The organism is Actinoplanes sp. NPDC051861 (assembly GCF_040681145.1).
In the GTDB taxonomy this organism is placed as follows: Bacteria; Actinomycetota; Actinomycetes; order Mycobacteriales; family Micromonosporaceae; genus Actinoplanes.
In genome coordinates, this window is the sequence record NZ_JBFAYE010000001.1 from 219,785 (window position 1) to 246,025 (window position 26,241).

The window sequence follows — 26,241 nt, forward strand, 5'->3', positions numbered from 1 at the left end:
TCCTCTCGCATCATCCGGACCGCTTCGTCGATGACCTGGATCACCCTCGGTCGGCTGCATGGTGGTTCGGGCTACGCCGATGGGGAAGATGAACGTTGGCGCAACAAGTTTTCTACCCGGAATTCGACACGACACGGAGGGGCAGCTGTGACTCCCAGGCGGATCGCCACTCTCTCCGTGCACACGTCGCCGCTGGAACAGCCGGGCACCGGCGACGCGGGCGGCATGAACGTCTACATCGTCGAGGTGGCCAAGCGGCTCGCCGCGCGCGGGGTCGAGGTGGAGATCTTCACCCGGGCCACCGCCAGCGGCCTGCCCGCCCTGGTCGAGATGTCACCGGGAGTGTACGTCCGGCACGTCACCGCGGGACCGTTCGAGGGCCTGGCCAAGGAGGAACTCCCCTCCCAGCTGTGCGCCTTCACCAACGGCGTGCTGCGGGCCGAGGCGGCGCACCCGCCCGGCTACTACGACCTGATCCACTCGCACTACTGGCTCTCCGGGCAGGTGGGCTGGCTGGCCCGGGAACGGTGGGGCGTGCCGCACGTGCACACCGCGCACACTCTCGCCAAGGTGAAGAATCGGTTCATCGCGGCCGGTGACCGGCCCGAGCCGAAATCCCGGCTGATCGGCGAGGAGCAGGTCGTCGCGGAGTCCGACCGGCTGGTCGCCAACACCCGCTTCGAGGCGCAGGACCTGATCGCCCACTACGACGCGGACCCGTCCCTGGTCAGCGTCGTGCAGCCGGGCGTCGACCTGGAGCGGTTCCGGCCCGGCGCCGTCGACCGGGCCCGGTTCGGCCTGCCCGAGCACGGCCGGATCGTCGCGTTCGTGGGCCGGATCCAGCCGCTCAAGGCGCCCGACGTGCTGATCTCCGCGGTCGCCGAGATGCGTGCCCGGGGCGCCTCGGACGTCACCGTGGTGATCTGCGGCGGGCCCAGCGGCAGCGGCCTGGACCGGCCCACCGCCCTCATCGAACTGGCCGCCTCGCTCGGCGTCAGCGACTCGGTGGTGTTCCTGCCGCCACAGACCGGCGCCGGCCTGGCGGCGCTGTACCGTGCCGCCGACCTGGTCGCGGTGCCCTCCTACAACGAGTCGTTCGGCCTGGTCGCGCTCGAGGCGCAGGCGTGCGGCACCCCGGTGGTCGCGGCGGCCGTCGGCGGCCTGGTCACGGCGGTGCGGGACGGGATCAGCGGCGTGCTGGTCGACGGGCACGACCCCGGCGACTGGGCCCGGGTGCTGGAGCGCCTGCTCGACGCGCCCGGTTACCGGCACCGGCTGGCGGCCGGCGCGGTCGCCCACGCGTCCCAGTTCTCCTGGGACCGCACCGCGGACGGCCTGCTGGCGGTCTACCGTGACGCGGTGGATCAGCATCGGGCGCTGATCGCGGCCCGGCTCGAGAAGGCGACGTGCGCATGGTGACCGAACTGATCGAGCGGGTGCTGACCGACCGCGAGCTGGAGTGGGAGTCCACCGGGGACGGCTCCTATGTGGTCTCGCTCCCCGGCACCCACAAGCTCAAGACCGCCTGCAACCTGATCGTCGGTGAGCACGCGCTGCGCATCGAGGCGTTCGTGATGCGCCGGCCGGACGAGCGGCACGAGGACCTGTGGGCCTGGCTGCTGCGGCGCAACGCCCGGATGTACGGCGTCGGGTTCTCCATCGACGCGGCCGGCGACGTGTACCTGACCGGGCGCGTCTCGCTCAAGGGCCTGGACGAGGACGAGCTCGACCGGCTGCTCGGTTCGGTGCTCACGTACGCCGACGAGTCGTTCGACACGATGCTGGAGATCGGCTTCGGCACGTCGATCCGCCGCGAGTGGGAGTGGCGGGTCAAGCGCGGCGAGTCACTGGCCAACCTGCAGGCCTTCAAGCACCTGGCTAGCGACGGTAAGTCCGCGTGACGCCGTAGCGGACGTTGCCCGCCCGGTCATACGCCCGGACCCGCACGGTGAACTTCTTGCCGTACTTCTTCGGGTTCACCGTGAACGAGTACGCCGCCGTCGCGTCGGTCGCCACCACCTTGCCGTTGACCAGCAGCTGAACCTTGGCAACGCCGTACGGGTCGCTCGCCTTCGCGGTGACCGTGAACTTCTTGGTCACCTTCGCCCTGTTCTTCGGCGCCTTCGTCAGCGAGACGGCCGGTGCGTGATTGTCGACGGTCACCGCCCGGGTCACCACGGTCGTGTTGCCGGCCGCGTCGGTGGTGCGCCAGCCGAGCGTGTAACGGCCGTCCGGGACCTGCGTGGTCTCGGCCACCACGCTGCGGGTGGCGTCGGCGTGGTCGAACCCGTAGTACTGCCGGGAGTTGACCAGCGTGCCCTGGAAGTCGCTCAGGGCGGTGGCGTCCCGGTAACCGGTCAGCGTGAGGGTGACCCGGCCGCGAAGGTACGCGCCCTGGCTCGCGCCGACGGTGACGACCGGGCGGTCGTTGTCGACGGTCACCGTGCGCCGCACCTCGGTGACGTTGCCGGCCTGGTCGCTGACCCGGATCGTGATCGGCACCGGCCCGTTCGCGAGGCGGGTGTCCCAGCGCAGGTCGAGCCGCCCGGTGGAGGCGATGTCGTTCCTGCTGATCACCTGGCCGCCGACGACCAGCTCGGAACCCCAGACCGAGAGGTCGTCGGTGGCGTCCACGCTGAGCAGCCCGCCCTGGCCGATGTAGCCGTCGGTCGCCGGGTATCCGACGGTGACCTTCGTGGGTGCCAGCTTGTCGACCGTGACCAGGGTCTCGGTGACCTGCACGTTGCCCACGGCGTCGTACACGTAGGCCCACAGCTCGACCAGCCCGCTGTGCGCGGTGGTGTCCCAGTCGACGGTCCAGGGCGCGGCGCCGGTCACACCGACGAACTCGCCGTTGGCGTAGTAGTAGACGTACTCCACATCCGACATATCCGCATTCGCCCACGGTTGGACCGTGAGCGGGACGATGCCGTTGCGGACGTAGTGCGCCGGCATGCGCAGTCCCACCCGGGGTGCGACGTTGTCGACGTGCACGGTGACCGTGGCCGCCGAGCTGTTGCCGGCCGCGTCGAAAGCGGTCAGCGTGACCGGGACGTCGGCCTCGCCCGCCGGAGTGAGCCAGTAGGGCCGCCAGGGCGCCTCGGTGCGGACGACGGTCTCGAAGCCGGGCCCGCTGAGCTCGAGGCGGGTCACGGCGGTGTCGTCGGAGACCTCGGGGGTGAGCAGGACGCCCTTGCGGACCCGCTGGCCCTCGGTCAGGCCGACGCTCGTGATGACCGGCGCGGTGGTGTCTTCCGCTCGGGCTGCCTGGGCCGGTGCGGGTGCGAGCGCGGCGGTCAACGTCAACGCCGAGATCAGTGCGGCGTGACGGAGTGCGAGAGCCATGACTTCCCCCATGATCGATGCGATCGCACTCTATATGATCCGCACCCGGGGTCCGATGTGGACGACGTCGCGGGAAACGGTTTTCACGGCCGGGATCGGGCAATCGGCGTAGTAATTTTTTCCGACCCGGGAAGCCCGGACGAGTGATTGGCGGATCAGCCGATCGGTTGGTTGTTGGGCAATGTGACCGTCGGAACAGATGTCGACACGGAATCGGGTTGTGAGGCTTGACTGCCCCAACTAGCGTGGTCGATGGACGCCGAACCGTAAGTTCGGGGAACGGGTCGATCGGCAACGATCGCCGCGGATCGGCGTTTGGGGACGGGTGGCATGAGCCGTTGGGGGACGGCGCGACCCGAGACCGGCGGTTAGTGCGGGCGGCGCCTATGGGGATGGGTGTCGTCCGCCGCCGCCGGCGCTTTTGTTTCTAGCTTGTTTCGTGCGCCGTTAACCGGATGATCATCCCGTAATTGGCGTCATATTTGATTGATGCGTTTCCATCTCGGCGGCTCGGCGCTGCTGCTCGGCCCTTCTCGCCCGAGCCGGACCGGCCAGCAGTTGCCCCACCGCGGCGATCGCGCACAGAGCGAAGCAGCCGCCCCAGAGCGCCGCGTCGCCCGCCTTCTGCAGCGCCAGGCCGCCGAGGATCGGTGCCAGTGCCGTCCCGAGTGACCAGATCAGCGAGTGCAGACCCTGGTAACGGCCGCGCAGTGCGGGCGGGGACAGGGCCGCGACGGTGGCCGCGTTGCTGGGTGACTGGAGCATCTCGCCGAGCGTCCAGATGATCACGGTGAGCACGTACATCCACGCGGACTCGGCGAGCGCCACCAGCCCGAACCCGGCGCCGATGATCAGCGTGGCCAGCGACAGCACCCGGGCGCTGTCACGTCCGCCGATGATCCGGGGCACGAAGAGCTGCCCGGCCACGATCAGCACGCCGTTGACGGCGATCACCAGGCCGAACGTGGACGCCGGGAAACCGTCGGCCAGCATCGCGATCGGCAGCGTCGACATGTGCTGCATGACCACCAGCACCGAGGCGAGGCTCAGCAGCAGGTAGACCAGGAACACCCGGTCCTTCAGGGCCGCGCCCATGCCCGGCGCGCGCACCGCGCTCCCGGTGCCGGTGCTGTGGGTGCGGGCCGGACGGGTCTCGGCCAGGAAGATCGCCGTGATGGTCGCGGTGATCACCGTCGTGCCCGCGTCGACCACGAACAGCAGCAGGTAGTCGAACTGCGCCGCGAAACCCGCCGCCACCGCGGACAGCGCGAACCCGAGGTTGATCGCCCAGTAGTTCAGCGAGAACGCGCGGACCCGGTCCTTCTCCGGGACGACGTCGACCATCATCGCCGAGAAGGCCGGGCGGACCGCCTCGGAGAAGAGGCCGAGCAGCAGGGTTGTCACGGCGATCTGCGCGTACGAGTGGGCGAACCCGAGCGCCAGCATCAGCGCCGCCGCGCCGAACTGGGCGGTCAGCATGGTCGGCCGGCGGCCCCACCGGTCGGCCAGGACGCCGCCGGTCATCGTGCCGACCGCGCCGCCAACGCCGTACAGCCCCAGGACCAGGCCGGCCTGGCTCTGCGTGAAGTGGCGGTCGCTGGTCAGGTAGATGCTGAGGAAGATCACCACGAACGCGCCGAGGCGGTTGATCAGGGTGCCGGTCCAGAGGAACCAGAACTGCCGCGGCAGCCCACCCGCCGCCTGACGCAGCCAACCCCGCACGACACCCTCCCCGTAAGTGCTGATCATCCCTGCTTTCCTTACAACCTAGGGCCGGGCGCAACCGGGTTTCCATGTGGCGGCGGCCACGTACCGGGTGGTCGCACGGGCACGGGCGCCACGAGGGAAGATGTGCTCATGACTGGAACCCTGGTGCTGCTGCGGCACGGCAACAGCGAGTGGAACGCCAAGAACCTCTTCACCGGCTGGGTCGACGTGGACCTGGACGCCAAGGGCGAGGACGAGGCGCGGCGCGGCGGCGAACTCCTCAAGGAGCAGGGGGTGCTGCCCGACGTGGTGCACACCAGCCTGCTGCGCCGCGCGATCCGGACCAGCGAGATCGCACTGCACATCACCGACCGCCACTGGATCCCGGTGAAGCGTCACTGGCGGCTCAACGAGCGCCACTACGGCGCCCTGCAGGGCAAGGACAAGAAGCAGACCCTTGAGACGTACGGCGAGGAGCAGTTCATGCTCTGGCGCCGGTCCTACGACGTACCGCCGCCGCCGATCGAGGACGACTCGGAGTACTCCCAGGCCGGTGACGCCCGGTACGCGGATCTGCCGCCGGAGATCCTGCCCAAGGCGGAGTGCCTCAAGGACGTGCTGGAGCGGGCCCTGCCCTACTGGTACGACGCGATCGTCCCGGACCTGCGCGCCGGCAAGACCGTGCTCGTCGCGGCGCACGGCAACTCGCTGCGCGCCATCGTCAAGCACCTCGACGGCATCTCCGACGAGGCGATCGCCAAGCTGAACATCCCGACCGGCATCCCGCTGCGCTACGACCTGGACGAGAACCTTCGCCCGATCACGGTCGGCGGCACGTACCTCGACCCGCAGGCGGCCAAGGAAGCCGCCGCCGCGGTCGCCAACCAGGGCCGCTAGCTCCTCTGTTGAAACGACGAAGGCCGGGACGCCCCCGTGGCGTCCCGGCCTTCGGATCCGCGGGCCACGACTGGCCCGGGATCGGATCAGTCGTCGGCGGCGACCGTGGTCTGCTCGCCGGTCACCAGATAGATGACGTGCTCGCCGATGTTCACCGCGTGGTCGGCGTAACGCTCGTAGAAACGGCCCAGCAGGGCGCCGTCGATGGCGGTCTCCGCACCGTACGGCCAGTCGTCGTCCAGCATGATCTTGAAGAGGTGGCGCTCGAGGTCGTCGATCGCGTCGTCCTCGCCCTCCAGTCCGGCGGCGACGGTGGTGTCCGGCTTCTGCAGCAGGCCGGTGATCTTCTCCGCCATCCGGTCCGCCACCTCCGCCATCTCCTTGAACGTCGGCCGCAGCTCGGCCGGAACAGCCGGCGACGGGTGCCGCCGCGCCGCGGTCTTCGCGACGTGCTCGGCAAGATCGCCCATCCGCTCCAGGTCGGCCGAGATGTGCAGGGCGGTGATCACCCGGCGCAGGTCACCCGCGACCGGCGCCTGCCGGGCGATGGTGTCCGCGACCTTCGCCTCGACCTGCTCATAGATCTTGTCAACCTCGACGTCACGCTCGATCACCGCTTCGGCGGCCTTGAGGTCCGCAGTCAGCAGCGCGGTCGTCGCCTTACGGAGCGCGGCGCGCACCGACTCCGCCATGGTCACCAGCAGGCGGCTCACCTCGATGAGGTCTGCCTGGTATTCCTCGCGCATGTTCTGGTCCCGGTAGCTCAGGGCCGGCCCGATCGCGGGCGTCGGCCGGTGTGTGCTGCCCACGCTAGGTCGACCCGGCAGCGCGAACATGAACAGCGGTGAACGACGCCGGGCGCGGTGGTGAACATTATTCGACGCGCGCCGGATTTGCCCCTTTGGCTCTGTGGTCCAGGTAAACAATGACCCTACGATCGCAGCGTGGAGTGGGAATATGCCGCCGGCCTCGTCACAGCTGCGCTCGCCGTCGGTGTCGGAGCGGGGCTGACCCTGGCCAGGGTCCGCCGGCCGGGCGACCAGGCTCGGCCCGGACCGCTGGAGGGGAGAGCCGCCATCGAACCGGACGACGACCGCCCGGCAGCAAAGAACAGCCTCAAAGGCCTGGGACGCAAGAGCCTCGACTCACTCCGCGTCGGCGTGGTCGTCCTCGACGCCGACGATTACCCGGTCCTCGTCAACCCGGCCGCACGAGCCATGGGCCTGCTCCGCTCCGGCGGCGCGCCCGGCACCATCGCCGCGCACCCCATCCTGCGAACCCTCGCCGGCCAGGTGCGCCGCACCGGCGTACGCCGTGAAGTTGAACTTGATCTTCCGCGCGGCCGGGCCGGCGGCGCGCAGGCACCGCTCGGCCTGCACCTGCGAGCCGTCGCCCTCAACGCCACCCACGTCGCCGTCGAAGCCGCCGACGTCACCGAGTCGCACCGGCTCGCCCGGGTCCGCCGCGACTTCGTCGCCAACGTCAGCCACGAGCTCAAAACCCCGATCGGCGCGCTCCAGCTGCTGGCCGAGGCACTCCTCGACGCCACACAGCTGCCCGACGGCACACCCGTCGCCCAGTCCGAGGACCTGCTCGCCGCCCGCCGCTTCGCCGAGCGCATCCACCACGAGTCCGCCCGGATGGGCCGGCTCGTCAACGAGCTGCTCGAACTCAGCCGGCTCCAGGGCGCCGAACCGCTGCCCAACCCCGAACCGGTCTCCGTCGACTGGGTCATCGCCGAGGTCGTCGACCGGACCCGGACCACCGCCGCGGCCAAACACATCGAGATCGTCTACGAGGGGCCCAAGGGCTCCACGGCGTACGGCAACGACAGCCAGATCGCCACCGCCGTCACCAACCTCGTCGAGAACGCCATCGCCTACTCCGGCAACGACACCAAGGTGTCGATCACGATGCGTCACAGCGAGGACTGGATCGAGGTCGACGTCACCGACCAGGGCATCGGCATCGCGCCCCAGGACGTCGACCGCATCTTCGAACGCTTCTACCGCGCCGACCAGGCACGGTCCCGCTCCACCGGTGGCACCGGCCTCGGCCTCGCCATCGTCAAACACATCGCCACCAACCACGGGGGCCGCGTCGACGTGACCAGTTCACTCGGCGACGGCTCTACGTTCACCCTGCGCCTACCGGCGCGACCCCCCGAATCCCCCTCGCCGTCACCGACGGCGATTGAGATCGAGTCCGGTGTGGCCGGGCGTTGACCCGGTTGCCGACGACGGAAGGAACTTCATTGGCCCGCGTGCTCGTGGTCGAGGACGAGGAGTCGTTCTCCGACGCCCTGTCATACATGCTGCGCAAAGAGGGATTCGAGGTCTCGGTCGCCGCGACCGGAACCTCCGCGCTCACGCAGTTCGACCGGACCGGTGCCGACATCGTGCTGCTCGACCTCATGCTGCCGGAGATGTCCGGCACCGAGGTGTGCCGCCAGTTGCGGCAACGCTCCGCCGTTCCGATCATCATGGTCACCGCCCGGGACAGCGAGATCGACAAGGTCGTCGGCCTGGAGATCGGCGCCGACGACTACGTCACCAAGCCGTACTCGCCGCGCGAACTCGTCGCCCGCATCCGCGCCGTCCTGCGCCGCCAGGGCACCGAGGCCGCCGAGGTGACCACCCCGACGCTGGCCGCCGGCCCGGTCCGGATGGACGTCGAACGCCACGTCGTCACCGTCGACGGCGCCGGAGTCCAGCTGCCCCTCAAGGAGTTCGAACTCCTAGAGCTGCTGCTGCGCAACGCCGGCCGCGTCCTCACCCGGGGCCAGCTCATCGACCGCGTCTGGGGCGCCGACTACGTAGGCGACACCAAGACCCTCGACGTCCACGTCAAGCGCCTGCGCTCCAAGGTCGAACCCGAGCCGTCCGCTCCGCGCTACATTGTCACAGTTCGCGGTCTAGGGTACAAGTTCGAGCCCTAAAATTCTATTTGTCCGTTTTTGCGAAGGCTGAGATGGACTTGCTCAACGCCTAGCTGTCGCTCGTAAGCTAGGCGCGTGATGCAGCGCTATCGATACCGGTTGTACCCGTCCGCCCAACAGGAGCAGATCCTGGCCAGGGCGTTCGGGTGCGCCCGGCGCGTCTACAACGACGGCCTGCAGGCACGGATCGAAGCCTTCGATGCGGGCCTTCCTTACGTGGACGATGCGGTGCTGTCCCGACGGGTGATCACGGAGGCCAAACGGACGGCTGAGCGCCGTTGGCTCTCGGAAGTGTCGACGGCGATGCTGCAGCAGGCACTTATCGATCTGAACACCGGCTTCCGTTACTTCTTCGCTTCCGTGGCGGGCCGGCGTCCGGGCCGGAGGTTCCATCGGCCGAGGTTCCGCTCCGCGAAGGATCGGCGGCAGCGGATCCGCTTCGCGCGGAACGCCAAGTTCCGGGTGCTGCCGAACGGGCGCCTGCGGTTGCCGAAGATCGGTGACATCGAGGTTCGCTGGTCACGTCCGCTGCCGTCGGATCCGACCTCGGTGAGCGTGATCAAGGATCGTGCGGGGCGGTATTTCGCCTCGTTCGTGGGTCCGCGTGACGGAGCAGCCGTTACCCCGGTGTGCGGGTGAGGTCGGCATCGATCTGGGGCTGACCTCGTTCGTCGCGCTGTCGGACGGCTCCAAGATCGCCGCGCCGAAATTTCTCCGTGGCGCGGAGCGGAATCTGCGGCGGCGGCACAAGACCCTCGACCGCAAGGTCAAGGGCAGCGCCAACAGGCACAAGGCCGTGGTCCGAGTGGCGCGTGCATACGCCCGCGTCGCCGACACGCGCCGGGACTGGCAGCACAAACTCTCGACGAGGATCATCCGCGAGAACCAAGCGGTGTACGTCGAGGATTTGAACGTCCACGGCCTGGGCCGTGGCCGGTCGCTGGCCAAGTCGGTACATGACGCGGCGTGGGCACAGTTCGTCCGCATGCTGGAGTACAAGGCTGCTCGTTATGGGCGGGAGTTCCGGAAGGTGGGCCGGTTCGAGCCGACCACACGCCGGTGTTCGGTCTGCGGGGTGGTGGGAGAGAAGAAGCCGCTCGAAGTTCGTTCCTGGCGGTGTGGTTGCGGTGCCGTGCACGACCGGGATCTGAACGCGGCGATGAACATCTTGGCGGCGGGGCGCGCCGACAAGTCAAACGCCTGTGGAGTGGGGGTAAGACCGGCGAAGTTGCCGGCGCCGCGCGGTGAAGCAGGAATCCCCTCGGGCGTCGTGTGATGCACGTCGCCGCGGGAGCTCCGGCGCAAGCCGGAGGAGCGCTACGGCTGCTGGGGTGGGGTGGCCGGCTCGCGGCCTCCCCGGCGGCGGGCCGGTGCCGCGTTGGCGGTGGCTGGGTGGATGGCGATCAAACCGGATTTGACGCGGGCGGCGCACAGTTCCGCCAGCTTTTCGTAGGCGGCCTGGCCGACCAGTTCGGTCAGTTCCGGGCCGTAGCTCAGGTACATCGGCTCGGTGCCGACGTGGGCTTCGGCTGAGGAGGTGCACCACCAGGCGAGGTCGTGGCCGCCCGGGCCCCAGCCTCGGCGGTCGAATTCGGTCAAAGTGGACTGGAGGAGTTTGGTGCCGTCGGGGCGGGTGATCCAGTCCTGTTCGCGGCGTACCGGTAGTTGCCAGCAGACGTCGGGTTTGTAGCGGAGTGGGTGGACGCCGTCGCGGAGGGCCTGGGCGTGCAGGGCGCATCCGCCGCCGCCGGGGAAGGTGGCGTCGTTGAGGAAGACGCAGGGGCCGTCACCGGATCGGGTGGCTGTACGCCGTGCGGGTTTCGTTCCGTCGACCGTGTCCACCGACGTGTAGTTCTTGAACCCTCGCCGGTAGTGTTGCCAGGTCTCCGGGGTCAGCTTCGCGGCGGCCGCTTTGACCCGGTTCTCGTCGTCGGCGTCGGTGAAGAAGGCGCCGTGCGAGCAGCAGCCGTCGTCGGCTCGTCCGGGGAGGATGCCGCGGCATGCGGAGCCGAACACGCAGGTCCAGCGGGAGAGCAGCCAGGTCAGGTCGGCGCGGACGAGATGTTGTTCGTCGGCTGGATCCAGGAACTCGATCCATTCCCGAGGGAAGTCGAGCGGTACTTCCCGGGGTGGCTGCGTGCGGCTCATCCGGGTCAGCGTACGCCCACCCGTGGATCATGACCGTTTAGAGCTGATATATCCGGGCGTGCCGGGCGCGGCTACCCTTGAGGCGTGAGTTCCCGCGTTCCCGTGCTTCTCTCCAGCTCCTCCGTCTTCCCGGAGCCGACGGCGGCGGCGTTCGAGATGGCGGCCACGGTCGGCTACGACGGCCTCGAGGTCATGGTGTGGACCGACGCCGTCAGTCAGGACGCCGGTGCGCTGAAAGGCCTGTCCGATCACTACGACGTGCCGGTGCTCTCGGTTCACGCGCCGTGCCTGCTGGTGACGCAGCGGGTGTGGAGCTCGGACCCGTGGGAGCGGCTGAACCGGGCGGCGCAGCTCGCCGAGACCCTGGGCGCGCCGACGGTCGTGGTGCATCCGCCCTTCACCTGGCAGCGCGACTACGCCAAGAATTTCGCCGAGGGCCTGGCCAAGGTGCAGGACCGGCATCGTGATCTGCGGTTCGCGGTGGAGAACATGTTCCCGGTGAGGATGGCCGGCCGCTGGTTCGTGCCGTACACGCCGGGATGGGATCCGACCGAGACCGGCTTCGACGCGTACACGCTGGATCTGTCGCACTGTGCCGCGTCGCGGATCGACGCGCTGGAGATGGCCGACCGGATGGGCGCGGGCCTCAAGCACGTGCACCTCGGCGACGGCACCGGTGAGGGCCGCGACGAGCATCTCGTGCCGGGCCGGGGCAACCAGCCGTGTGCCGAGCTGCTGCGGTCGCTGGCCGGCCGCGGGTTCACCGGTTCGGTGGCGCTGGAGGTGTCGACGCGCCGAGCGGCGAGCCGCCCGGCCCGTGAGGCGGACCTGCGCGAGGCCCTGGAGTTCGCCCGCCGCCACCTGACCCCGGCCGAAACCGCGATCACCCAGGCCTGAGGGGAAGCCGCGCCGGAGGAGCGAATCAGGCCGGGGTGAGGGTTGATCCCACTCCCGCAGCTCGTTTGCGGGCGCGGTGGGCCGCGACGTGCGACCGGGTCGCGCAGCGCTCCGAGCAGAAGCGGCGGCAGTTGTTGGACGACGTGTCGAGGTAGACGTTGCCGCAGCGCTCGTCGGCGCAGATGCCGAATCGGGCGCTGCCGTACTCGCACAACCACACGGCCAGGCCCCAGGTGGCGCCGGCAAGGTATTCCGCGCTGACCGAGGAGCCGCGGCTGGCGACGTGCATGTGCCAGTCGCTGGCGTCGTGCCCGGAGATGCGTGGCTGCACGGGGTGCGCCTCGAGCAGCGTGTTCAGCTCGCGGACCGCGTCGGTGTCGCGGCCGGACGTGCCGTACTCGAAGACTTCGCGAAGGCGCCGCTGGGCGCGGCGGAACACGGCGAGGTCTTTCTCCACGACCTGGTCCCGCATGTAGGCCTGTTCGCCGGAGAACAGGGCCCGTAACCCGGCGAGATCGTCCAGGCCGGCGTTGACGAGGTCGACCGCCGTCCGGGCGTACGCATCGAAGTTCACCCGACAACGGTAGCCGCACCTGGCCCCACTGGGCACGTATGTAGTGCCCGGGACAGGCGAATCGGGGCCGCGGCACAGGGTTCGGGCGGGTTACGGACGTTACGCTCGGCGCATGTTCCGTTCCCTTTTCCTCGCCGCGGCCGGCTCCTCCCGGCTTGAGCGGATGGTCGAGTCAGCGCCCGTTAGCAAGGGGATCGTCCGGCGTTTCGTCGCCGGTCGCAGCGTCGATGAGGCGCTGCGGGTGAGCCGGGAGCTGTCCGACGACGGCCTGGCCGTGAGCCTGGACCATCTGGGTGAGGACACTCGAACGGCGGACCAGGCAGCGGTCACCCGCGACGAGTACGTCGCCGCCCTGCGGCGGCTCCGGGACGCCGGGCTGACGCCGGCGGTCGAGGTGAGCGTGAAGCTTTCGGCTCTGGGGCAGAAGATCGACGAGAAGATGGCGTACGAGTACGCGCACGCGATCTGCACCGCCGCCTCGGAGACCGGTACGACGGTGACGCTGGACGCCGAGGATCACACCACCACCGACGCGACTCTGGAGACGCTGCTCGACCTGCGCAAGGACTTCCCGTCGACGGGTGCGGTGCTGCAGGCGTACCTGCGGCGGACCGAGGGTGACTGCCGTGAGCTGGCGACGGCCGGTTCGCGGGTGCGGTTGTGCAAGGGCGCGTACAACGAGCCCGAGTCGGTGGCGTTCCAGTCGGCGCTGGACGTCGACAAGTCGTACGTGCGGTGCCTGAACATCCTGATGTCGGGCGAGGGCTATCCGATGGTGGCGACGCACGATCCGCGCCTGATCGCGATCGCCGAGGACCGGGCGCGCTGGTTCGACCGTTCGACGGGGGAGTACGAGTTCCAGTTGCTCTACGGCGTGCGCCCGGAGGAGCAGGCCCGGCTGGCGGCGGTCGGCCACACCGTGCGGATCTACCTGCCGTACGGCGAGCAGTGGTACGGCTACCTGATGCGCCGTCTCGCCGAGCGCCCGGCCAACGCGGCGTTCCTCGCCCGTGCCGTCACCTCAAAGAAGTAACGCATTAGGGCGAAAACGGCCCGAACCTGGCGTGTCGTCCTTGACTTTTTGTGGTCATTTCACGGAACGTATCGCGTTGGTCACAGCCGTATCGATACCGTTCTGATGACACGCACGTCGTCCGCCGCGGCGCCACTGGGCCGGTCACGGCGGAGCGTGCCTGCGAAAGGATCGGTGCGACGCGATGACGGGTCCAGCCCAGACCGAGGAACGACTCTCCGAAGTCCGCTTCCTGACGGTTGCCGAGGTGGCGGCGCTCATGCGGGTTTCCAAGATGACCGTTTACCGGCTCGTGCACGGCGGTGACCTCACCGCGGTCCGGGTCGGCCGCTCGTTCCGTGTGCCCGAGCACGCGGTCCACGAGTATCTGCGCGGCGCCTTCTCGCAAAGCGCCTGACAACCGGGGTCGTGTTGGCCCGACAGGAGCATGCCGGTACGCTTGACCGGTTGGTTCCCGGGTCGCGCGCTGTGAGGCGCAGCCGCCCCGGGCTCCGTCCAGTTCCGGTTCCGGCCGCGCCCGCAACGGCGCGCGCCCGGTCCCTCCCAACATGGTTTCGAGAGGCATTTCGTATGGGCTCCGTGGTCAAGAAGCGCCGCAAGCGTATGGCGAAGAAGAAGCACCGTAAGCTGCTGCGCAAGACCCGCGTCCAGCGTCGCCGTCTCGGCAAGTGATGCACGGCCGGGCGCCCCGCCCGGCCTCCGTCATTTGCCGGCACCGTTGAAGGCTCCGCATCGAAAGGTGCACCCGTGGTGACCTCACCGCCAAGCGTCGTCGTGGTCACCGGAGTCAGCCGTTATCTCGGCGCTCGGGTGGCTGCACGTCTCGCCGCCGATCCCCGGATCGACCGTGTCGTCGGCCTGGATCCGCATGACCCTCCCGCGCGCCTTCTCGGCCTGCTCGACGGGGTGGAACGGATCCGGGCTGACGCGCGCGCGGCCACCGAGGCGATCTCCGAGTTGGGCGCCGAGGCGGTCGTGCACCTCGCCGTGACCAGCGTGCCCGACGCGCAGCACGGCGGACGCGCGGCCATGAAGGAACAGAACGTCATCGGCACCATGCAGGTGCTGGCCGCCGCGCAGGGTGCCGACCGGCTGCGCAAGCTCGTGGTGCGCTCCTCCACGGCTGCGTATGGTGCGTCGTTCCGCGACCCGGCCGTGTTCACGGAGGACACCGAGCCCCGCGCCGTGCCGCGTGGCCCGTTCGCCCGCGACATCCTCGACATCGAGGGGTACGTGCGCGGGTTCCGCCGCCGCCGTCCCGAGGTCGCCGCGACCGTCCTCCGGTTCGCCCCGATGATCAGTGAGTCCGCCGAGACGTCGCTGACGCGGTATTTCAACCAGCCGGTCGTGCCGACCGTGCTCGGCCGCGACGCGCGGCTGCAGTTCGTGCACGTCGAGGACGCGCTGGAGATCCTGCACCGGTCGGTGACCGAGGACCATCCGGGCACGTTCAACGTGGCCGGTGCCGGCGTGCTGATGCTGGCGCAGGCGGTCCGCCGGGCCGGGCGCATCACGCTGCCGCTGCCCGAGTCGGCGCTCTCCACCGGCGCGGCTCTGCTGCGCAATCTGGGTGTCGAGCAGATCGGCCTGGACCAGATCGATCTGTTCGTGCACGGTCGGGTGGTGGACACGACCCGGCTCATCCGTGAGTTCGGCTTCACCCCGCGCAGCACCGCGGAGGCGTTCGAGGAGTTCATCCAGGCGCACGCGGCCGGCTCCACGCTGACCGCCGACCGGCTGGCCGCCGCCGAGCGGGCCATCCTCGACGGCATCCGCAAGGTGAGGGCAGCGGCCGAGGTGGCGCCATGAGCCAGGACGAGTATCGCGAGATGCTGCCCGGGCACGCCGAGTTCCGGCTGCCCACGCCCGCCCCGGCGCAGCGGGTCAACGGGCGCCGGCCGATCCCGGAGGAACCCGTGGGACAGCAATCGGCACCGCGGCCGAACGGGCAGTCCGCGAACGACGCCCTGGACGTGTGGGACCGGCGGGTGGCGAAGGGCCTGGCGTTCCTGCGCAGGCGGCTGGCCGGGACGTACGAGGTGGACGACTTCGGGTTCGACCCGGAGCTGGCCGAGACCCTGTTCCACCCGATGCTCAAGGTCCTCTACCGCGACTGGTTCCGGACCGAGGTGCTCGGCATCGAGAACGTGCCGCTCGAGGGCGGCGGCCTGGTGGTGGGCAACCACTCCGGCACGATCGCGCTGGACGCGCTGATGCTGACCGTCGCGATGCACGACAAGCACCCGCGCCGCCGGCACCTGCGGCTGCTCGGCGCCGACCTGGTGTTCCGGGTGCCGGTGATGAGCGAGCTGGCCCGGGCGGCCGGCGCCACCGTGGCCTGCAACCCGGACGCCGAGCGCCTGATGACCGACAACCAGCTCGTCGGTGTCTTCCCGGAAGGCTTCAAGGGCATCGGCAAGCGCTTCGCCGACCGTTACAAGCTTCAGCGTTTCGGCCGCGGCGGTTTCGTCTCGGCCGCCCTGCGCACCGGCACACCGATCATCCCGGTGGCGATCGTCGGCGCCGAGGAGATCTACCCGATCCTGGCCGACCTGAAGCCGCTCGCCAGGCTGCTCGGCGTGCCGTACTTTCCGGTTACGCCGACCTTCCCGTTGCTCGGACCGCTGGGCCTGGTGCCGCTGCCGAGCAAGTGGCTGATCCAGTTCTGCCCGCCGATCCCGACCAAGCACCTCACCGAGTTCGCCGACGACCCGCTGGTCGTCTACAACCTCGCTGACCAGGTGCGCGAGACGATCCAGGCCACCCTGCACGAGCTGCTCGAGAAGCGCCCGGACCCGTTCGGGCCCTGACCGCACGACCGTGAAGGATCGGCGTGAATCACTGGAGTCACGTCCGCGGACCGTCCTATAGTGACGATTGAGGGGCGGCCCCGGAGTTACCTCCGGCACCGCCCCTCGCCACGTCGAAAGCCTCGCGGAACTAGAAGAGGTCTCCCAGCAGACCGCCCAGCGGGCCGTCCTTCTCCTCCTCGGCCGGCGCCGTCGTCGACGCCGGGACGGGAGTCGAGTCCCCGCTCGCCGGTAGCCTGATCGGCTCCCGGGACGTCCCGGTCGCCGGCTCGACCGCCTCGCCGCTCGCGCCCGGCTTCGCTCCGGTCCCGCTCCTGGCCGGCTTCGGCGCGTCGGTGGCACCGTCCTGCTTGTCCGTGCCCTTGCTGCCGTGTGCCGGCTGTGATCCGGAACCGGCGGTGGCGTCGGAGCCGTCACCGCAGCCCTTCAGCTTCGGCCCGAGCCGGTCCGACCCGGCCGGCGTGATCCGGTCGCAGCCGAGCCCCTCGCGCAGCATGGCGGTCCGCCCGGCCACGTCCTCGAGCAGCGACAGCGAGCCCAGCGCCCGCTCCCGGTTGCTCGTGGACAGCTTCTCCAGCGCCGGCCCGAAGGCCTCCCGCTGACCGGTGACGAATCCGTCCAGCGTGGTCAGCGGCTGCGGGTCCTTGTTGGACACCGCCGACGTGGTGAGCAGCCGTACGCCCTTGCGAGTGTCGGCGTCCATGTCGTCGAGCACCGCCCCGAAACTCGGGTCGGCGCCGTTCATGGCGACCGCCTCGGTCAGCCGGGTCTTCGCGAAGTCCAGCGACAGCTGACCGCGGGTCACGTCGGACCCGGCGATCGCGAGCTGTGCCCGCTCGGTGGACCGTTTGACGCTGTACAGGGCGTCGCCGGGCGACGCGCTCTCGCTCGCCGCGGAGATACCGGAGACGGCCATCGCGCCGGCGGCGACGCCGATCACGATCGCGCCGCGGGCCCGGATGCGGCGCCCGAAGATCGGCCGGCGGGCGCTGTCGGCGGTCTCGGTGACCGGTTCGAAGTCGTCGTCGGTGGCGGTCCGGCCGATGCCGTCCCGCTCGGCCGTCGCGACCAGCATGGCGCGCAGACCGACGCGGAACTCGGAGTCGACCGGCGCCCCGGGCCGCGCCGCGGAGAGGCGGTTGCCGATGGCCACCAGCCGGTCGAGCTCCGCGTCGGCGTGGCCGTGGGTGTGGTGCCGACGGGCGCCGCCGGTCTCGTCGAGTAGTTCCGCGAAGCGCTCGGCGCTCCGGCGGTCGAAGAATGCGAACTTCACCGTGGGCACCTCCCCTCGCTCGTGACTGTCTCGCCGGCCTGCGGGCCGGCTTCGGCGACCCGGCCGGAGACGGCCCGGGGTCGCATCCGGACAAACGCGCGACACGCGGCGCCGGTTACGGGTGTGCGGGGGTGCCATCGGGTATCGGAGATCGACATCCGAGAACGCTTGATCAAGACTGGAACCCTTCCGGCAGGAGCCGGTTGAGCGCGCGGACGGCCCGGTACTGCAGGGCCTTGATGGCGCCCTCGTTCTTGCCCATGGTCTGCGCGGTCTCGGCGACCGAGAAGCCCTGCAGGAACCGGAGGACGATGCACTCCTGCTGTTCCGGGTTGAGCTGCTTGACCGCGGTGAGCAGAGCGACGTTCGTGATGTGGTCGACCACCGCGGACTCCGGGCTGCCCTCGGGGCCCCGGTCCTCGCGGTCGGCGTCCAGGACGTCGCCGGTGGTCACCTCCAGGCGGTACCGGCCGGACTTGAAATGGTCGGCGACCAGGTTGCGGGCGATCGTGACCAGCCAGGCGCCGAGGTCACGGCCCTGCCAGGTGAAGCTGCCGATCCGCTTGAGCGCGCGCAGGAACGTGTCCGAGGTGAGATCCTCGGCGAGCTGGCGGTTGCCGACCCGGAAGTAGACGAACCGGAAGACGGTGTCCACGTACCGGTCGTAGATCAGGCCGAACGCCTCGGACTCGCCGGCCTGTGCCCGCTCGACCAGCGCCCACACCTCGGCCGCCGCGTCGCCGGGATCGGGCCGCGCCGGGTGTTTCGGCGGCGCCGACTCGGTCGGCGGGCCGGTGGTGCTCTGCGTGGGCAGTACCACGGTGTGGTCGGCGACCGTCTCCGCCTCGGGGAGGTTGGACCGCTGGCCCGCCGTCGGCTGTGCGGGTGTCCGCGGTGCGCCGACCCGGCCGCTGCCGAACTTGCCGTTGCCTCCGTTCGGCGTGGCGACCGCCGGCGGCCCGTTCGGCGTGCGGCGGCTGCCGGTCTGCTTCGGGCTGTCGCCGCGGATCGCGTTGACGATCATTCCGTCCAGTGACTCGCGCAGGGCGTTCATACCTCCGTTGAGCGCCAACCGGGCCGCGTACACATGAGTCACTTCGCCTCCTCAACCCGGCGGGCCTGTGACGTCCGCGAATCCGTCCCGCCAGACAGGGATTCGCCGTAATTCCGTGCTTTGTGTGGCACAGTGGCCTCCTCGGGATGAGGGTGGTCACTCACAACAAAAGGGGTGGGGCAACCCGCTGATTCGCCGGCCGACCTCACCCGTTGGTGTGGAACCCGTTACACAGACCGGAAGTATCACCGGCAACGGACACAGCGAGTCGCACACCGTGTGCGCTGCGCGCAAAGCCGCGAATCTGATCAAACGCGGCGCCCGGAGCCGTTCTCACCTTCTCCCGGATCGGTGCGCGCACATCGGACCGGCTGTCCGCCACCCCGGTGGGGGACGGTTTGTGCCAGACTCGGGCCTCGTGGAGGAACCCGCCCGTGATCCCGTCGCCGAGGCCGCCGCACGCCGTCCGGACAAGCCCGCGCTGATCGCCGGCGACATCGTCGTCACATGGGCGGAATTGGACACGCGGGTCACCGATGCCGCCCAGGCGGTGGCGTCCAGGACAGCCCCGGGCGACCGGGTCGCGCTGCTGCTCGGCAACACGGTGGAGTTCGCGGCGGCCTACTTCGGGGTGCTGCGCGCGGGGCGGGTCGCGGTGCCGCTCAATCCCGGGTACACGGCGGACGAGCGTGACCACGCGATCCGCGACTCGGGTGCGGTCCTGACTCTCGAGAGCGCTTTACCCGTACCCCCGGAAAAGACGACGCTGCCGGCGCCGGCTCCCGGAGATCTCGCGGTCCTGCTCTATACCTCGGGCACGAGCGGTCGCCCGAAGGGCGCGATGCTCACCCACGCCGCGCTGGCCGCGAACCATGACCAACTCGGCCGGATCGAGCCGCCGGTGGTCGGGCCGGACGACGTGATCCTGCTGGCCGTGCCGTTCTTCCACGCCTATGGCCTGAACACCGGGCTGGGCACGGTGGCGCATCACGCGGCGACCGGGGTGCTGGTCGAGCGGTTCGACGCCGCCGGTTCGCTGGAGCTGATCGCCCGGCACGGCGTGACCGTCACCGTCGGCGTCCCCGGCATGTATCTGGCCTGGACCAGGCTGCCGCAGGCGGGGGAGACGCTGAGCGGGCTGCGCACGGCCGTCTGCGGCGCGGCGCCGTTGGAGGCGGCCACCGCGGCGCGCTTCCGGGCCGCGACGGGCAAGAGCATCTTGATCGGGTACGGGTTGACCGAATGCGCTCCCGTCCTGACCACCACGGCGGTGAGTCACCGGGACAAGGTCGCCTCGATCGGCCGCCCGCTGCCCGGCGTCGAGTTGCTGCTGCGCACCCGCGGCGGTACCGAGCTGTGGCGTGACGGCACCCCGTCGGTCGAGGAGGATCTGGCCGAGCTGGACCTGGAGGTCGCCGTCTCGGCCGGCACCGACCCGGGCGAGATCGTGGTGCGCGGGCCGAACCTGTTCTCCGGGTACTGGCCGGACGGCAGCGGCGGCCCGGACGCGGACGGCTGGTGGCCCACCGGTGACATCGCGTACGCCGACGGGGACGGCGACCTGGTCCTGGTCGACCGGATCGGCGAGCTGATCCTGGTGAACGGCTTCAACGTCTACCCGGCCGAGATCGAGCGCGTGCTGGACGCGCATCCGCGGGTGGCCTCCTCGGCGGTGGTCGCGGTGCCCGATCCGGAGACCGGTCAGCGCCCGCACGCCTACGTGGTGGCGGCCGGCGATCCGCCGCCGAGCGCGACCGAGCTGCAGGTGTACTGCGCGACCCGGCTGGCCCGCTTCAAGCTGCCGACCGTCGAGCTGGTGGCTGGCCTGCCGCGCTCGGCGATCGGCAAGATCCGTAAGAGGGAGCTGTAGAGCGATGAACCGTCTCACCCTGATCAGCCGGGTGGGCTGTCACCTGTGCGAGGTGGCCGAGCAGACGCTGGACCGGATCGCGCCCGGCCAGTGGACGAAGGTCGACGTGGACTCCGACATCGAGCTGGAACGCGACTACGGCGACCGGGTGCCGGTGCTGCTGCTGGACGGTCGGGAACACGGGTACTGGCGTATCGAGGAGGAGCGCCTGCTGCGGGATCTGGCTCGACAGCCGGGTGAGCCCCGGCTGTAGGTTGGCTCCTCGTGACAGCAAAGCACCTGGTCTGGGACTGGAACGGAACCCTTCTCGACGATCTGCACCTGGTGGTGTCGTCGACCAACGAGGCCTTCGCCACGGTCGGCGGCCGTGCGGTCGAGGCCGACGAGCACCGGCGGGCCTTCCGGCGGCCGGTCGCCGAGTTCTACGCCGAGATGCTCGGCCGCGCGGTGGACGCCGAGGAGTTCGGCCGGCTGGACCGGATCTTCCACGACGCGTACCGGGTGGGGCTCACCGACATCTCCCTCGCGGCCGACGCGATGGCCGCGATCCGGACTTGGCCGGGCACCCAGTCGCTGCTGTCCATGTGGTTCCACAGCGAGCTGATCCCGGCCGTCGAGGGCCACGGGCTGTCCGGCGTCTTCACCCGCATCGACGGGCTGCGCACCGAGGTCGGCGGCGATCTGAAGGCCGGTCACCTCGCCAACCACCTGGCCGAACTCGGCGTGGACGGCACCGACGTCGTGCTGATCGGCGACTCGCTCGACGACGCCGCCGCGGCCGAGGCGAACGGTGGGCGGGCGGTCCTCTACACCGGTGGTTTCACCGACCCGGTCCGGCTGCGCGCCTCGGGTCTTCCGGTCGCCGACACGCTGGTCGATGCGGTAAAGAAGGCCATATCACTCTGAGTCAGGTGGCCCTGGTGCCCCGGGACCGGTAATACTCGACAGGTCGGCTCGGCTAACACAGCCGGGTCGATCTTGTCCAATTGTCCCGACAAGATCGCGATTTGTGCACGCCTTCACAAGCGCCTACTCTGTGACTCCGACGAGCCCCGCTACCACAGCCACCCCACGAGGGTTCCACCGGTATCGCACAGACAGGGCTCACCGCAGGTTCGCCTCGTCGGCACGGAGTCAGATGAGTCAGCAGCGTCACGGAAGCACGCCCGGCGATGCCGGTGGCGTCCCGGCCTTCCCGGAACTACCGGAAGCGACCATCGCGCGGCTTCCGGAGTACCTGCGTGCCCTCCACCACCTGGCCGAGACGGGCGCCGAGACGGTCTCCAGCGAGGGACTCGCGGCCGCCGCCGGGGTGAATTCCGCCAAACTTCGCAAGGACCTCTCCCACCTGGGGTCGTACGGTACTCGCGGGGTCGGGTACGACGTCTCCCTGCTCGTCGACCAGATCGAGTACATCCTCGGCCTGGACAAGAACCGGGCCGTCTGCCTGGTCGGGGTCGGCAACCTCGGGCACGCGCTGGCCGGGTACGCGGGTTTCGCCAGCCGCGGTTTCCGGGTCGTCGCGCTCTTCGACGCCGACCCGAACAAGGTCGGCGAGCGGATAAACGGTCTCACCGTGCAGCACATCGACGAGCTGGCCCGGATCGCGGCCGAGGAGTCGATCGCGATCGGGGTCATCGCCACACCGCCGGGCACCGCCCAGGCGGTGGCCGACGCCCTGGTCGCGGCCGGCGTGACCAGCATCCTGAACTTCGCGCCCGGAGTTCTCGCCGTCCCGCCGAACGTCGACGTGCGCAAGGTGGACCTGGCGATCGAGCTCCAGATCCTGTCGTTCCACGAACATCGCAAGGCGTCCCTGACCGCGCTGCCGGGTGGCCGGACCGCCAAGGCTGACAACCAGGAGGCGGTCGGCTCGTGAACCTGCTCAGCATCGGTGCCTCGTATCGCACCGCGGACGTCGCCGTCCTCGAACGGCTCGCCATCGCCGAGACGGCCGTGCCGGACCTGCTGCAGAGGCTGGTCGCCCAGCCGTACGTCGGTGAGGCCGTCGTCGTCTCCACCTGCAACCGGGTCGAGGTGTACGCGGCGGTCAGCGGCTTCCACGGCGGCCTCGGTGACATCTGCAACGTGCTCGCCGAGCACTCCGGCATCCCGGCCAGCGAGCTCGCCGGGCACCTCTACGTCCACTACGGCGAGGCGGCGGTCCGGCACTCGTTCCGGGTCTCCTCCGGCCTCGACTCGATGGTCGTCGGCGAGGCGCAGATCCTCGGGCAGCTGCGCGACGCGTACCACGCGGCGACCGAGGTCGACTCGGCCGGGCGGCTGCTGCACGAGCTGATGCAGCAGGCGCTGCGCGTCGGCAAGCGCGCGCACGCCGAGACCGGCATCGACCGGGCCGGGCAGAGCGTGGTCACGGCCGCCCTCGACGTCGCCGCCGACCACCTCGGCGGTGACCTCACCGGGCGGTCCGCGCTGGTCATCGGCGCCGGTGCGATGGGCGCGCTGTCGGTGGCGACGCTGACCCGCACCGGAGTCGGGCCGCTGCGGGTAACCAACCGCAGCCTCGAGCGGGCGGACCGGCTGGCCGAGGCGTACGGCGCGGTCGCCGTGCCGTTCGACGACCTCGCGGCGGCGCTCGCCGAGGTGGACATCGTGGTCAGCGCGACCGCCTCCACCGAACCGGTGCTCACCCGCGACCGTCTCGCCGCCGCCCTCGCCGCCCGGACCTCGGCGGACCCACTGATCGTCCTCGACCTCGCGGTGCCGCGCGACGTGGCCCCGGACGCCACCGGACTGCCCGGCATGGTCGTCGTCGACATCGACGGGCTGGCCGCGAGCCGGCGTGCCCTCCCGGCGGCGGCCGAGACCGCGGCCGTGGAGCAGATCGTCACCGGTGAGGTGGACAACTTCCTCGGCTGGCTGCGCGGAGCGGAGATCGCGCCCACAGTGGCGGCGTTGCGTACCCGAGCCGAGTCGGTCGTCTCGGCGGAGATGCGCAAGCTGGTCTCCCGGCGGCCGGAGTTCACCGAGGAGCAGCGGGCGGATGTTTCCCGTACCCTGCACCGGGTCGTCCAGCAGCTGCTGCACTCGCCGACCGTGCGGGTCCGGCAGCTGGCCGCCGAGCCCGGCGGAGATCAGTACGCGGCACTGCTGCGCGAGTTGTTCGACCTGGACGTGCCACTCGCCACCCACGCCAACGCCGTGCCCGAGATCGGAGGGAAACCGTGACCGCGCTTCGTCTCGGCACCCGGGGCAGCGCACTCGCGCTCACCCAGTCCCGGCTGGTCGCCGAGGAGCTGACCGCGGTCACCGGCCGCCCGGTCGAGCTGGTGCGCATCGTCACGCCCGGCGACCGTTCGTCGGCGCCGGTCGCCCAGCTCGGTGTCGGTGTCTTCGTCTCCGCGCTGCGCGACGCCCTGGTCGCCGGTGAGATCGACTTCGCCGTCCACTCGTACAAGGACCTGCCCACCGGCGACTTCCCGCGGCTGCACATCGCCGCGGTGCCGCGCCGGGAGGACCCCCGGGACGCGCTGATCGCCCGCGACGGACTGACGCTCACCGAGCTCCCGCCCGGCGCCACCATCGGGACCGGTGCGGTGCGCCGAATCGCGCAATTGCTGGCTCTCGGCCTAGAGTTGCAGGTCACGCCGATTCGGGGCAACGTCGACTCGCGCATCGCCCGGGTGCTCGGACCCGAGGCCGACCTCGACGCCGTCGTTCTGGCCCGGGCCGGCGTGGCGCGTCTCGGCCGCACGGCCGAGATCACCGAGACGCTCGACCCGATGCTCATGCTGCCCGCGCCGGCCCAGGGTGCGCTGGCGGTGGAGTGCCGGGCCGACGACACCGACCTGGTCGAGCTGCTCAGCACGCTCGACCACGCACCGACCCGCGCCGCCGTGCTGGCGGAGCGGTCGATGCTCGCGACGCTCGAGGCCGGGTGCTCCGCCCCGGTCGCGGCACACGCCGAAATCGCCGAGGGCGACGACGGTGACGAGATCTACCTGCGCGGTGCGGTGATCAGCCCGGATGGGGTTCGAGCCATCCGCCTGTCGCGCACCGGAACGCCCGCCGGCGCGGCGGAGATCGGCAAGGCACTCGCCACCGATCTCCTCGACGCCGGAGCCGATACCCTGATGGGGAGCACAGAATGACCACCCGCACCGCCCGTAAGCCAGCCGGACGCATCGCGTTCATCGGCGCCGGACCCGGCGACCCGGAGCTGCTGACCCGCCGCGCGTATGCGGCGCTGACCGATGCCGACCAGGTGGTCTACGACCGCGGCGTGCCCGATTCCCTGCTCAGCGCGATCCGCTCCGAGGCCAAGGAGGACGCGCAGTTCAGCCCGGCCGAGGGTGCGCCCGGCGACGTCGCCAAGGTGCTCCTCTCCGCCGCCAAGTCCGGGCTCTCCGCCGTCCACCTCGTCGCCGGTGACCCGTTCGGCCACGACTCGGTGGTCAAGGAGGTGCAGGCGGTCGCGCGGACCGCGGTGCACTTCGAGGTGATCCCGGGCATCGGCCAGGCCGAGGGCGTCGCCGCGTACGCGGGTGTGCCGCTGCCCGGCGTGCGCATCTCCGCCGACGTCGACGACATCACCACGCTGGACTTCGACGCGCTCGCCGCGGCCGCCCAGAAGGGTTCGTTCGCGGTCGCCGTGGACGCCGGTGACCTCGCCGCCGTCCGCGACGGGCTGCTGGCCGCCGGTGTCGAGCCGGGTGTGCCGGTCGGTGTGACCGGCGACGGCACCGGCGAGACGCAGTACACGACCACCTCGACCGTGGACAGCTTCGTCGCCGCGGCGCTCGGCTTCACCGGCCGGGTGGTCCTCACGGTCGGCGCCGAGGTCGCCGAGCGCGACACGCTGAGCTGGTGGGAGAACCGCCCGCTGTACGGCTGGAAGGTTCTCGTACCGCGGACCAAGGAGCAGGCCGGCGCGATGAGCGCGCGCCTGCGGGCGTACGGCGCGATCCCGTGCGAGGTGCCGACCATCGCGGTCGAGCCGCCCCGCACCCCGGCGCAGATGGAGCGCGCGGTCAAGGGCCTGGTCGACGGCCGGTACGCCTGGGTGATCTTCACCTCGGTGAACGCGGTCCGCGCGGTCTGGGAGAAGTTCGGCGAGCACGGCCTCGACGCACGCCACTTCGGCGGTGTGAAGATCGCCTGCATCGGCGAGGCCACCGCCGACGCCGTGCGCGCGTTCGGCATCCAGCCCGAGCTGGTCCCGTCCGGCGAGCAGTCCAGCGAGGGCCTGCTGGCCGAGTTCTCGCCGCACGACGAGATCCTCGACCCGGTCGGCCGGGTGCTGCTGCCGCGCGCCGACATCGCCACCGAGACCCTCGCCGCCGGGCTCATCGAGCGTGGCTGGGAGGTCGACGACGTCACGGCGTACCGGACGGTTCGCGCCGCGCCGCCGCCCGCCGAGATCCGTGACGCGATCAAGTCCGGTGGGTTCGACGCGGTGCTGTTCACCTCGTCCTCCACGGTGCGGAACCTGGTCGGCATCGCCGGCAAGCCGCACGCCCGTACGGTGGTCGCCGTGATCGGCCCGAAGACGGCCGAGACCGCTGTCGAGTTCGGCCTGCGGGTCGACACCCAGCCGCAGACCGCCTCGGTGCCGGACCTGGTCGAGGCGCTCGCCGAGTACGCCCTGGAGCTGCGCGAGAAGCTGGCCGCCATGCCGGCCAAGCAGCGCCGTGGCTCCAAGGTCCAGGGGCCGACGGCTCTCCGTTTCCGCTGA

At 70.4% G+C, this 26,241-nt stretch carries 27 protein-coding genes; 20 read left to right on the forward strand and 7 right to left on the reverse strand.

Translation table 11 applies throughout. From position 1 onward, the window contains the following. Positions 1-147 precede the first annotated feature (147 nt). Both mshA and AB0M02_RS01215 read left to right on the forward strand, forming a co-directional pair. Positions 148-1,419 carry a D-inositol-3-phosphate glycosyltransferase gene (gene mshA, locus AB0M02_RS01210; RefSeq protein WP_364219565.1) on the forward strand — a complete coding sequence of 424 codons (1,272 nt, stop codon included), beginning with the start codon at positions 148-150 and terminating at the stop codon, positions 1,417-1,419. Then, positions 1,413-1,901 (forward strand): YbjN domain-containing protein, encoded by a 489-nt coding sequence (locus AB0M02_RS01215; RefSeq protein WP_364222446.1) that lies wholly within the window; start codon positions 1,413-1,415, stop codon positions 1,899-1,901. The genes mshA and AB0M02_RS01215 overlap by 7 nt, the downstream gene beginning before the upstream one ends. Here AB0M02_RS01215 and AB0M02_RS01220 read toward each other — a convergent pair. Beyond that, positions 1,879-3,345, reverse strand: a complete 1,467-nt coding sequence (locus AB0M02_RS01220; protein WP_364219568.1) for an Ig-like domain-containing protein — start codon at positions 3,343-3,345, stop codon at positions 1,879-1,881. The genes AB0M02_RS01215 and AB0M02_RS01220 overlap by 23 nt on opposite strands. 459 nt (positions 3,346-3,804) lie before the next feature. Next, the gene (locus tag AB0M02_RS01225) at positions 3,805-5,067 is read right to left on the reverse strand and encodes an MFS transporter (protein WP_364222449.1); all 1,263 of its coding nucleotides are present in this window, start codon (positions 5,065-5,067) and stop codon (positions 3,805-3,807) included. Between the two features lie 135 nt (positions 5,068-5,202). On the opposite strand from AB0M02_RS01225, the gene AB0M02_RS01230 reads away from it, so the two are divergent. Further along, positions 5,203-5,949, forward strand: coding sequence for a phosphoglyceromutase (locus AB0M02_RS01230; RefSeq protein ID WP_364219571.1), 747 nt, complete (start codon positions 5,203-5,205; stop codon positions 5,947-5,949). A gap of 86 nt (positions 5,950-6,035) precedes the next feature. Here AB0M02_RS01230 and phoU read toward each other — a convergent pair whose 3' ends face one another. Then, positions 6,036-6,695, reverse strand: a complete 660-nt coding sequence (gene phoU, locus AB0M02_RS01235) for a phosphate signaling complex protein PhoU (protein ID WP_364222452.1) — start codon at positions 6,693-6,695, stop codon at positions 6,036-6,038. Positions 6,696-6,893: 198 nt separating this feature from the next. Between phoU and AB0M02_RS01240 the strand changes: the two genes are divergently transcribed. The 4 genes from AB0M02_RS01240 (at position 6,894) to AB0M02_RS01255 (ending at position 10,163) form a co-directional block, all read left to right on the forward strand. Next, complete coding sequence (locus tag AB0M02_RS01240) at positions 6,894-8,174, forward strand: ATP-binding protein (RefSeq protein ID WP_364219574.1); 1,281 nt, start codon at positions 6,894-6,896, stop codon at positions 8,172-8,174. Positions 8,175-8,203: 29 nt separating this feature from the next. After that, the gene (locus AB0M02_RS01245; RefSeq protein WP_014447701.1) at positions 8,204-8,887 is read left to right on the forward strand and encodes a response regulator transcription factor; all 684 of its coding nucleotides are present in this window, start codon (positions 8,204-8,206) and stop codon (positions 8,885-8,887) included. Positions 8,888-8,986: 99 nt separating this feature from the next. Continuing rightward, positions 8,987-9,526, forward strand: a complete 540-nt coding sequence (locus tag AB0M02_RS01250) for a transposase (RefSeq protein ID WP_364219577.1) — start codon at positions 8,987-8,989, stop codon at positions 9,524-9,526. Further along, positions 9,492-10,163, forward strand: coding sequence for a transposase (locus AB0M02_RS01255; RefSeq protein ID WP_364219580.1), 672 nt, complete (start codon positions 9,492-9,494; stop codon positions 10,161-10,163). Before AB0M02_RS01250 ends, AB0M02_RS01255 begins: the two co-directional genes overlap by 35 nt. Positions 10,164-10,204: 41 nt before the next feature. Here the strand turns inward: AB0M02_RS01255 and AB0M02_RS01260 are convergent, their stop codons facing one another. Next, positions 10,205-11,035 (reverse strand): hypothetical protein, encoded by an 831-nt coding sequence (locus AB0M02_RS01260; RefSeq protein ID WP_364219583.1) that lies wholly within the window; start codon positions 11,033-11,035, stop codon positions 10,205-10,207. 84 nt (positions 11,036-11,119) lie between these two features. On the opposite strand from AB0M02_RS01260, the gene AB0M02_RS01265 reads away from it, so the two are divergent. After that, on the forward strand, positions 11,120-11,932 hold the full coding sequence (locus AB0M02_RS01265; protein ID WP_364219586.1) for a sugar phosphate isomerase/epimerase: 813 nt from the start codon (positions 11,120-11,122) through the stop codon (positions 11,930-11,932). Positions 11,933-11,957: 25 nt separating this feature from the next. Here AB0M02_RS01265 and AB0M02_RS01270 read toward each other — a convergent pair whose 3' ends face one another. Then, positions 11,958-12,506 (reverse strand): CGNR zinc finger domain-containing protein, encoded by a 549-nt coding sequence (locus AB0M02_RS01270; protein WP_364219589.1) that lies wholly within the window; start codon positions 12,504-12,506, stop codon positions 11,958-11,960. A gap of 112 nt (positions 12,507-12,618) precedes the next feature. Here AB0M02_RS01270 and AB0M02_RS01275 point away from each other — a divergent pair, with 112 nt between their 5' ends. The 5 genes from AB0M02_RS01275 (at position 12,619) to AB0M02_RS01295 (ending at position 16,349) form a co-directional block, all read left to right on the forward strand. After that, entirely contained in the window at positions 12,619-13,539 is a 921-nt protein-coding gene (locus AB0M02_RS01275; RefSeq protein ID WP_364219592.1) for a proline dehydrogenase family protein, read from the forward strand. 184 nt (positions 13,540-13,723) lie between these two features. After that, on the forward strand, positions 13,724-13,936 hold the full coding sequence (locus AB0M02_RS01280; protein WP_014447695.1) for a helix-turn-helix domain-containing protein: 213 nt from the start codon (positions 13,724-13,726) through the stop codon (positions 13,934-13,936). A 173-nt stretch (positions 13,937-14,109) separates the two neighbouring features. After that, on the forward strand, positions 14,110-14,211 hold the full coding sequence (locus tag AB0M02_RS01285) for an AURKAIP1/COX24 domain-containing protein (RefSeq protein ID WP_007465623.1): 102 nt from the start codon (positions 14,110-14,112) through the stop codon (positions 14,209-14,211). Positions 14,212-14,286: 75 nt separating this feature from the next. Further along, positions 14,287-15,348 (forward strand): NAD-dependent epimerase/dehydratase family protein, encoded by a 1,062-nt coding sequence (locus AB0M02_RS01290; protein ID WP_364219595.1) that lies wholly within the window; start codon positions 14,287-14,289, stop codon positions 15,346-15,348. After that, positions 15,345-16,349 carry a lysophospholipid acyltransferase family protein gene (locus AB0M02_RS01295; RefSeq protein ID WP_364219598.1) on the forward strand — a complete coding sequence of 335 codons (1,005 nt, stop codon included), beginning with the start codon at positions 15,345-15,347 and terminating at the stop codon, positions 16,347-16,349. The genes AB0M02_RS01290 and AB0M02_RS01295 overlap by 4 nt, the downstream gene beginning before the upstream one ends. A gap of 130 nt (positions 16,350-16,479) precedes the next feature. Here the strand turns inward: AB0M02_RS01295 and AB0M02_RS01300 are convergent, their stop codons facing one another. Together AB0M02_RS01300 and AB0M02_RS01305 are read right to left on the reverse strand one after the other, a co-directional pair. Further along, a complete protein-coding gene (locus tag AB0M02_RS01300) occupies positions 16,480-17,622 on the reverse strand; it encodes a DUF5667 domain-containing protein (protein WP_364219601.1) in 1,143 nt (380 codons plus the stop codon). Positions 17,623-17,794: 172 nt separating this feature from the next. Continuing rightward, the gene (locus tag AB0M02_RS01305; RefSeq protein WP_364222455.1) at positions 17,795-18,676 is read right to left on the reverse strand and encodes an ECF subfamily RNA polymerase sigma factor, BldN family; all 882 of its coding nucleotides are present in this window, start codon (positions 18,674-18,676) and stop codon (positions 17,795-17,797) included. Positions 18,677-19,094: 418 nt separating this feature from the next. On the opposite strand from AB0M02_RS01305, the gene AB0M02_RS01310 reads away from it, so the two are divergent. The 7 genes from AB0M02_RS01310 (at position 19,095) to AB0M02_RS01340 (ending at position 26,241) form a co-directional block, all read left to right on the forward strand. Beyond that, complete coding sequence (locus AB0M02_RS01310) at positions 19,095-20,546, forward strand: AMP-binding protein (protein ID WP_364219604.1); 1,452 nt, start codon at positions 19,095-19,097, stop codon at positions 20,544-20,546. Positions 20,547-20,550: 4 nt separating this feature from the next. Continuing rightward, positions 20,551-20,799: a glutaredoxin family protein gene (locus tag AB0M02_RS01315; protein WP_364219607.1), complete on the forward strand. Its 249-nt coding sequence runs from the start codon at positions 20,551-20,553 to the stop codon at positions 20,797-20,799. An 11-nt stretch (positions 20,800-20,810) separates the two neighbouring features. Next, entirely contained in the window at positions 20,811-21,452 is a 642-nt protein-coding gene (locus AB0M02_RS01320; protein WP_364219610.1) for an HAD hydrolase-like protein, read from the forward strand. 232 nt (positions 21,453-21,684) lie between these two features. Further along, entirely contained in the window at positions 21,685-22,425 is a 741-nt protein-coding gene (locus AB0M02_RS01325) for a redox-sensing transcriptional repressor Rex (RefSeq protein ID WP_364219613.1), read from the forward strand. Further along, complete coding sequence (locus AB0M02_RS01330) at positions 22,422-23,735, forward strand: glutamyl-tRNA reductase (RefSeq protein WP_364219616.1); 1,314 nt, start codon at positions 22,422-22,424, stop codon at positions 23,733-23,735. Before AB0M02_RS01325 ends, AB0M02_RS01330 begins: the two co-directional genes overlap by 4 nt. After that, positions 23,732-24,658, forward strand: coding sequence for a hydroxymethylbilane synthase (gene hemC / locus AB0M02_RS01335; protein WP_364219619.1), 927 nt, complete (start codon positions 23,732-23,734; stop codon positions 24,656-24,658). The genes AB0M02_RS01330 and hemC overlap by 4 nt, the downstream gene beginning before the upstream one ends. Further along, positions 24,655-26,241 (forward strand): uroporphyrinogen-III synthase, encoded by a 1,587-nt coding sequence (locus AB0M02_RS01340; protein ID WP_364219622.1) that lies wholly within the window; start codon positions 24,655-24,657, stop codon positions 26,239-26,241. The genes hemC and AB0M02_RS01340 overlap by 4 nt, the downstream gene beginning before the upstream one ends.

Excerpts from the sequence above, each read along its gene's own strand:
- AB0M02_RS01215 (WP_364222446.1), top strand. The coding sequence starts at position 1,413 with ATGGTGACCGAACTGATCGAGCGGGTGCTGACCGACCGCGAGCTGGAG.
- AB0M02_RS01220 (WP_364219568.1), bottom strand. The coding sequence starts at position 3,345 with ATGGCTCTCGCACTCCGTCACGCCGCACTGATCTCGGCGTTGACGTTG.
- AB0M02_RS01230 (WP_364219571.1), top strand. The coding sequence starts at position 5,203 with ATGACTGGAACCCTGGTGCTGCTGCGGCACGGCAACAGCGAGTGGAAC.
- phoU (WP_364222452.1), bottom strand. The coding sequence starts at position 6,695 with ATGCGCGAGGAATACCAGGCAGACCTCATCGAGGTGAGCCGCCTGCTG.
- AB0M02_RS01260 (WP_364219583.1), bottom strand. The coding sequence starts at position 11,035 with ATGAGCCGCACGCAGCCACCCCGGGAAGTACCGCTCGACTTCCCTCGG.
- AB0M02_RS01275 (WP_364219592.1), top strand. The coding sequence starts at position 12,619 with ATGTTCCGTTCCCTTTTCCTCGCCGCGGCCGGCTCCTCCCGGCTTGAG.
- AB0M02_RS01280 (WP_014447695.1), top strand. The coding sequence starts at position 13,724 with ATGACGGGTCCAGCCCAGACCGAGGAACGACTCTCCGAAGTCCGCTTC.
- AB0M02_RS01285 (WP_007465623.1), top strand. The coding sequence starts at position 14,110 with ATGGGCTCCGTGGTCAAGAAGCGCCGCAAGCGTATGGCGAAGAAGAAG.
- AB0M02_RS01295 (WP_364219598.1), top strand. The coding sequence starts at position 15,345 with ATGAGCCAGGACGAGTATCGCGAGATGCTGCCCGGGCACGCCGAGTTC.
- AB0M02_RS01305 (WP_364222455.1), bottom strand. The coding sequence starts at position 18,676 with ATGAACGCCCTGCGCGAGTCACTGGACGGAATGATCGTCAACGCGATC.
- AB0M02_RS01315 (WP_364219607.1), top strand. The coding sequence starts at position 20,551 with ATGAACCGTCTCACCCTGATCAGCCGGGTGGGCTGTCACCTGTGCGAG.
- AB0M02_RS01325 (WP_364219613.1), top strand. The coding sequence starts at position 21,685 with ATGAGTCAGCAGCGTCACGGAAGCACGCCCGGCGATGCCGGTGGCGTC.
- AB0M02_RS01340 (WP_364219622.1), top strand. The coding sequence starts at position 24,655 with ATGACCACCCGCACCGCCCGTAAGCCAGCCGGACGCATCGCGTTCATC.